General features: G+C 62.7%; 7 protein-coding genes. 6 read left to right on the top strand and 1 reads right to left on the bottom strand.

What is annotated here, in order from left to right:
- Positions 1–68: 68 nt before the first annotated feature.
- Positions 69–1,028, bottom strand: a complete 960-nt coding sequence (locus AB4Z20_RS12555) for a GlxA family transcriptional regulator (protein ID WP_253470070.1) — start codon at positions 1,026–1,028, stop codon at positions 69–71.
- 186 nt (positions 1,029–1,214) lie between these two features.
- On the opposite strand from AB4Z20_RS12555, the gene AB4Z20_RS12560 reads away from it, so the two are divergent.
- The 6 genes from AB4Z20_RS12560 to AB4Z20_RS12585 all read left to right on the top strand — a co-directional run bounded on the left by AB4Z20_RS12560 (position 1,215) and on the right by AB4Z20_RS12585 (position 6,884).
- Positions 1,215–2,159: a choline ABC transporter substrate-binding protein gene (locus AB4Z20_RS12560; RefSeq protein WP_013694418.1), complete on the top strand. Its 945-nt coding sequence runs from the start codon at positions 1,215–1,217 to the stop codon at positions 2,157–2,159.
- Positions 2,160–2,386: 227 nt separating this feature from the next.
- The gene (locus AB4Z20_RS12565; RefSeq protein ID WP_442090012.1) at positions 2,387–3,274 is read left to right on the top strand and encodes a 3-keto-5-aminohexanoate cleavage protein; all 888 of its coding nucleotides are present in this window, start codon (positions 2,387–2,389) and stop codon (positions 3,272–3,274) included.
- 162 nt (positions 3,275–3,436) lie between these two features.
- A complete protein-coding gene (locus tag AB4Z20_RS12570; RefSeq protein ID WP_253470072.1) occupies positions 3,437–4,402 on the top strand; it encodes an L-carnitine dehydrogenase in 966 nt (321 codons plus the stop codon).
- Positions 4,403–4,581: 179 nt separating this feature from the next.
- The gene (locus AB4Z20_RS12575; RefSeq protein WP_258689582.1) at positions 4,582–5,058 is read left to right on the top strand and encodes a thioesterase family protein; all 477 of its coding nucleotides are present in this window, start codon (positions 4,582–4,584) and stop codon (positions 5,056–5,058) included.
- A 20-nt stretch (positions 5,059–5,078) separates the two neighbouring features.
- Positions 5,079–6,239, top strand: a complete 1,161-nt coding sequence (locus tag AB4Z20_RS12580) for a gamma-butyrobetaine dioxygenase (protein ID WP_442090013.1) — start codon at positions 5,079–5,081, stop codon at positions 6,237–6,239.
- A 381-nt stretch (positions 6,240–6,620) separates the two neighbouring features.
- The gene (locus tag AB4Z20_RS12585) at positions 6,621–6,884 is read left to right on the top strand and encodes a hypothetical protein (protein WP_018612353.1); all 264 of its coding nucleotides are present in this window, start codon (positions 6,621–6,623) and stop codon (positions 6,882–6,884) included.
- The last annotated feature ends 337 nt before the right edge of the window (positions 6,885–7,221 follow it).

Below are 7,221 nucleotides of genomic sequence, written 5' to 3' on the forward strand. Positions count from 1 at the left end.
GGTTTTATACTCAATTATGGCGACAGGTATAATTTATAGTCGCGAGTATAATTGAGTATAAAAGCCTGTCAAACCAGCTCCCGCCCATCCCCCTGCCGCCGCCGATCCTCCCGCGGGCAGCGCTCGAACCGTGCCCGATAGCTGCGGGTGAAGTACGACGGCGACTCAAAACCGCAGGCGATGCTTACTTCCAGCACGCTCATGTCGGTCTGGCGCAGCAGTTGCCGGGCCTTTTCCAGGCGCAGGCGCAGGTAGAAGTTGCTCGGGGTATCGTTCAGGTGCAGGCGGAACAGGCGTTCGAGCTGGCGACGGGTGACGTTGATCGATTCGGCCAGCGCCAAGGTGCTCAGGGGCGGTTCGCTGTGGGTTTCCATCTCGCCGATGACGTGCACCAGCTTCTTGTTGCGAATGCCATAGCGATTGGCGATTTCCATGCGCTGGTGATCTTTGCGCGGGCGGATGCGGCCGAGCACGAACTGCTCGCTGACCTGGATCGCCAGCTCCGAACCGTAGGCCTGGCCGATCAGGTCCAACATCAGGTCGATGGAAGCAGTGCCGCCCGCGCAAGTGATGCGACGACGGTCGATCTCGAACAGTTCCTGGGTCACGCTGAGTTGCGGATAAGACTCCTTGAACGCCTCGATCGCTTCCCAATGCAAGGTCACGCGGTGCCCTTCCAATAGCCCCGCCTCGGCCAACACCACACTGCCGGTGTCGATACCGCCCAAGGTCACGCCTTCGTTGTCCAGCCGATGCAGCCAGCGCTCCAGTGCCGGGGTGGCGAATTTCAGCGGCTCGAACCCCGCCACCACCCAGAGGGTCGTGCCCTTCTTCAGCGGCTCCAGTGCGGCATCGGCGTTGACCGACATGCCATTGCTCGCCAGCACCGGCCCGCCATCGACACTCAGCACATGCCAGCGGTAAAGCTCGCCGCGAAAACGATTGGCAACCCGCAACGGCTCGATGGCCGAAATGAAACCGATGGCCGAAAAACCCGGCATCAACAAAAAGTAGAAATCCTGGGACATGGAGCGCACTCGGTTGGCGGGTTGCGTGCGGACCTTGATACGCCAGTTGCAACGCCCATTCAAGAGTCGCTGCAGTGCAAGAGCACGTCGCCGCTGTGCGTTTTGCCAGGCGCCGGGCTGCGTAACTTGGCATCACCGGTACGCAGATGCCGGACCCCATAACAATAAGCTGCCGAGGAACCCGACATGAAACGACTGATCAGCTCCTGTGTACTTGCACTTTGCGGCACCACTTTGCTCAATGGCGCCGCCATGGCTGCCGAGCCCGCCGCGTGCCAGAACGTGCGCCTGGGCGTGGTCAACTGGACCGACGTCATCGCCACCAGCGCCCTGACCCAAGTGATGCTCGACGGCCTCGGCTACAAGACCAAGCAAACCAGCGCCTCCCAGCAAATCATCTTCGCCGGCATCCGCGACCAGCGCCTGGATCTGTTCCTGGGCTATTGGAACCCGTTGATGACCCAGACCATCACCCCGTTCGTCGAGGCCAAACAGGTCAAGGTGCTGGAACAGCCGAGCCTCAAGGACGCCCGCGCCACCCTGGCCGTGCCGACCTACCTGGCCGACAAGGGTCTGAAGACCTTCGCCGACATCGCCAAATTCGAAAAAGAGCTGGGCGGCAAGATCTACGGCATCGAGCCCGGCTCCGGCGCCAATACCCAGATCAAGGCGATGATCGCCAAGAACCAGTTCGGCCTGGGCAAATTCCAACTGGTGGAGTCCAGCGAAGCCGGCATGCTCGCCGCCGTGGACCGCGCCGTGCGGCGCAAGGAAGCCGTGGTGTTCTTCGGCTGGGCGCCGCACCCGATGAACGTCAACGTGCAAATGACCTACCTCACCGGCAGCGACGACGCCCTCGGCCCGAACGAAGGCATGGCCACCGTGTGGACCGTCACCGCGCCGGACTACGCCCAACAATGCCCGAACGTCGGTCGCTTGCTGAGCAACCTGACGTTCAGCGCCGAGGATGAGAGCCGGATGATGCAGCCGTTGCTCGATCACAAGGACCCGCTCGAATCGGCCCGGCAATGGCTCAAGGATCATCCGCAAGACAAGCAGCGCTGGCTCGAAGGCGTCACCACCTTCGACGGCAAGCCCGCCGCCGACAACCTGAAACTGACCAGTAACTGAACAACCGTTATCCATCTGTGCAGCACTTGTGGCCTGTACGGTTAATTCGAGCACTCAAATTCGAGTGTCAGGACTTGCCAGGCAAGGCGCCATGACGAGTCGTAGCCCGCTACGGCGAGGAATGGCAACGCAGTCTGGCAAGTTCTGGCGCCGAAGTTGAGTGCTCGAATTAGCCACACAGGCCACTAACTGCGCAGTGACTTACCACGCCTGAAGGAATCCGCACCATGAACCACGACGTCATCATCACCTGCGCACTCACCGGTGCTGGCGACACGACCGCCAAGAGCCCCCACGTGCCGGTCACCCCGAAACAGATCGCCGCCGCTGCCATCGAGGCGGCGAAGGCCGGGGCCACGGTGGTCCATTGCCATGTCCGCGACCCGCAGACCGGCAAGTTCAGCCGCGACGTGGCGCTGTACCGCGAAGTGATGGAGCGCATCCGTGAGGCGGACGTGGACATCATCGTCAACCTCACCGCCGGCATGGGCGGCGACTTGGAAATCGGTGCAGGGGAAAACCCGATGGAATTCGGCCCCAACACCGACCTGGTCGGTCCGCTGACCCGCCTGGCCCACGTCGAAGAGCTGTTGCCGGAAATCTGCACGCTGGATTGCGGCACCCTGAACTTCGGCGACGGCGACACCATTTACGTCTCCACCCCGGCGCAACTGCGGGCCGGCGCCAAGCGCATCACTGAGCTGGGGGTCAAGGCCGAGCTGGAGATCTTCGACACCGGTCACCTGTGGTTCGCCAAGCAACTGATCAAGGAAGGCCTGCTGGACAACCCGCTGTTCCAACTCTGCCTGGGCATCCCGTGGGGCGCACCGGCCGACACCACTACCATGAAAGCCATGGTCGACAACCTGCCGGCGGATGCGGTGTGGGCCGGCTTCGGCATCGGCCGCATGCAAATGCCGATGGCCGCCCAGGCGGTGCTGTTGGGGGGCAACGTGCGGGTCGGGCTGGAAGACAACCTCTGGCTGGACAAAGGCGTACTCGCTACCAACGGTCAGTTGGTGGAGCGGGCTGGCGAAATCCTCAGCCGCCTCGGTGCGCGGGTGCTCACCCCGGCTGAAGGTCGCAAGAAAATGGGCCTGGTCCAGCGCGGCTAAACCGACATCCACCTTCCCCTATTGGGGGGCACAACCTGTGGGAGCAAGGCTTGCCCGCGATAACGGTATGTCAGTCGACATCCCCGTTGAATCTACTGCCGCCATCGCGGGCAAGCCTTGCTCCCACAGGAGATCACCGAACTATTTTTTCAGGAAATCACCATGAGCTTTATCACCGACATCAAGACCTTCGCCGCCCTGGGCAGCGGTGTGATCGGCAGCGGCTGGGTCAGCCGGGCCCTGGCCCATGGCCTGGACGTCGTCGCCTGGGACCCGGCGCCGGGTGCCGAGGCAGCGTTGCGCAAACGTGTCGCCAACGCCTGGGGTGCCCTGGAGAAACAAGGCCTGGCACCCGGCGCTTCGCAGGATCGGCTGCGCTTTGTCGCGACCATCGAGGAGTGTGTGCGCGACGCCGACTTCATCCAGGAAAGCGCCCCCGAGCGCCTGGAACTGAAACTCGAATTGCACGGCCAGATCAGCGCCGCTGCCAAGCCGAACGCGTTGATCGGTTCCAGTACCTCGGGGCTGCTGCCGAGCGAATTCTACGAAGGCGCCACCCATCCGGAGCGCTGCGTGGTCGGGCACCCGTTCAACCCGGTCTACCTGTTGCCGCTGGTGGAAGTGGTCGGCGGCAAAGACACCGCGCCCGAAGCCGTGCAGGCAGCGATGCAGGTGTACGAATCCCTCGGCATGCGGCCGCTGCACGTACGCAAGGAAGTGCCCGGCTTCATTGCCGACCGCCTGCTCGAAGCGCTGTGGCGCGAAGCCCTGCACCTGGTCAACGACGGGGTGGCGACCACCGGGGAAATCGACGATGCGATCCGCTTTGGCGCCGGCTTGCGCTGGTCGTTCATGGGCACGTTCCTGACCTACACCCTGGCCGGCGGCGATGCCGGGATGCGGCACTTCATGGCCCAGTTCGGCCCGGCGCTGCAACTGCCGTGGACCTACCTGCCAGCGCCAGAGCTGACCGAAAAGCTGATCGACGATGTGGTGGACGGCACGAGCGCGCAATTGGGCAGCCACAGCATTTCGGCCCTGGAACGCTATCGTGATGATTGCCTGCTGGCGGTGCTGGAGGCGGTGAAGACCACCAAGGCCAAGCACGGCATGGCCTTTAACGAGTAAACACCGCCCCTGTGGCGAGGGAGCTTGCTCCCGCTCGGCCGCGAAGCGGTCGTAAAACCAGTGAATGCCATTTGACTGATACACCGCATACCACCGGTTTTGGGACTGCTTCGCAGTCCAGCGGGAGCAAGCTCCCTCGCCACAATTGTGTACGTCAGCTACGACCTGTGGAGTCCAGTATGCCCACCCTAACCACCTACCAAACCCGCATCCTCCCCGAATGGGTCGATTACAACGGCCACCTGCGCGATGCCTTCTACCTGCTGATCTTCAGCTACGCCACCGACGCGCTGATGGACCGGCTCGGCCTGGACAGCCAGAACCGCGAAGCCAGCGGCCACTCGTTGTTCACCCTCGAACTGCACCTGAACTACCTGCACGAAGTGAAGCTCGACGCCCAGGTCGAGGTGCACACGCACATCATCGGCCACGACGCCAAACGCCTGCACCTCTACCACAGCCTGCACCTGGTAGGCGGTGATAAAGAGCTGGCCGGCAATGAACAGATGCTACTGCACGTCGACCTGGCCGGCCCGCGCTCGGTGCCGTTCACCGAACAGGCCTTGGGCCGGCTCAGCGCCCTGCTCGACGAACAATCCGACCTGCCGCCGCCGCTGTACATCGGCCGGATCATCGCCCTGCCTCTGCCCCGATAAGCCGCGAACAGGAGATCGCCATGAACACCGCCGCCTTTGCCGACTTCCGTCGTTACCCCCTGATCTCCTCATTGACCGCCGCCATACCGTTGGTCGACCGGATCCAAGTGACGTGGGCCGATGGCCGGGCCAGCCCCTTTCATCACCCGTGGTTGCGGGACAACTGCCCTTGCCCTCAATGCGTCTACAGCGTCACCCGCGAGCAGGTGCTGGAAATCGTCGACGTCCCTGAAGACATTGCCCCCGGCGCAACCTACCTCGACGACGAAGGTTGCCTGTGCGTGGACTGGCAGGACGGTCACCGGAGCCGTTTCGACCCCGGCTGGTTGCGCGCCCACGCCTACGATGATCAGTCCCGAGCCGAGCGCCTGGCGAACAAGCCCCGGCGCCAACTGTGGCGACGCGACCTGCAATTGCCAGTGTTCGACTACCCCGCGCTGATGGACGATGACGATGCGTTGTTGCAATGGTTGCTGGCGGTGCGCGACATCGGCCTGACCCAGGTGCGCGGCGTACCCACCGAACCCGGCTCGCTGAAACGGATTGCCCAGCGCATTTCCTTCATTCGCGAGAGCAACTTCGGCGTGCTGTTCAACGTGCAGTCCAAGGCCGATGCCGACAGTAACGCCTACACCGCTTTCAACCTGCCGTTGCACAGTGATTTGCCAACCCGGGAATTGCAGCCGGGGCTGCAATTCCTGCATTGCCTGGTGAATGACGCCGACGGCGGCGAGAGCATTTTTGTCGACGGGTTTGCCATTGCCCAAGCGCTGCGCCAGGAAGACCCCGAGGCCTTCGACGCGCTGTGCCGGATCCCGGTGGAGTTTCGCAACAAGGACCGTCGCAGCGACTACCGCTGCCTGGCGCCGATCATCGCGCTGGACGCCCTCGGCCAGGTTTCGGAAATCCGCATGGCGAACTTCCTGCGTGGGCCGTTCGACACCACGGTCGAGCAGATGCCCAGGCTTTACCGCGCCTACCGCCGCTTCATTGCCCTGACCCGCGAGCCACAATTTCGCCTGGTACAGCGTCTCGAACCCGGCCAGCTCTGGTGCTTCGACAACCGCCGCACCCTCCACGCCCGCAATGCCTTCGACCCGGCCTCCGGGGCCCGGCATTTCCAGGGGTGCTATGTGGATCGGGATGAGTTGTTGTCGCGGATTCTGGTGTTGCAGCGCTAGACCGCGTCATCGTTCATCGCGAGCAGGCTCGCTCCCACATTAGATTTTGTGAACGACACAGAACCCCTGTGGGAGCGAGCTTGCTCGCGATGACAATCCACCAGACACCCAAGCTTTCCCTGATTCACAGGCAAAAAAATCCCCGATCAAGCCGTGACAGGATCGGGGCAGGTTGCGTTACTGGAGGAGCTGTCGCGCGAGGGTGACCAAACCATCGTGATTCAGCTTGAGGTCAGTGTGCCCAGTCCAGCCCCGTGCAAGTTAGCCGAAAACGACGCCTCCATAGTCATTCATGACATTGCGACCATTTGCCCTTGCCGCCGCTTCGGGTGGCTACCAGAATCGAGACACGACCCCAATCCCTGAACAAGGAAAAGCGTCATGATGTACGCCGATTTGATCGACCAGGAAGACCTGCTGGGCCATCTCAAGGCCCTGGGCCTGCAAATACCCAGTGGCTCCACCGCCGAGCAGGCGTGCGAGTGCGCCGTGCGGGGGCTGGACACCGTCCGTGCCAATGATTTGCGGCGGATGGTCAAGGAGATGTACACCAGCAGCGCCACTATCCTGCCGGCCGTGCGCCAGGCGATTGATAAGCAGCTGTTGCCGGCGTTGATGCAATACCAGCAGAACCATAGCGCCTGACAGAACCAATGGTTCCCACAGGATTTGTGTCGTTCACGAAACCTGTGGGAGCGAGCTTGCTCGCGATGGCGGCCTGACTGAGTACATATCCGTTGCTGCGGTAACGGCGGCTTATGGTTCCGCCCTTACGGCGGCTCACTTTTGGAAAAGCGCCAAAAGTAAGCAAAAACGCTTTGCCCCACCACTCGGCACCTCGCCTAGGCTCGGTGTGCCCTCACTCCGGCATTGCTCCGTGGGCCCGCCGCGAAGGGCCATCCATGGCCCAGCGCGGCTAACCCGGCATCCATGCCGGGTTGCCCACTCCACAATGCCTGCGTTCGGCCAGCGTGGTTAACGG

The organism is Pseudomonas sp. KB_12 (assembly GCF_052114545.1).
Lineage (GTDB): Bacteria > Pseudomonadota > Gammaproteobacteria > Pseudomonadales > Pseudomonadaceae > Aquipseudomonas > Aquipseudomonas brassicacearum.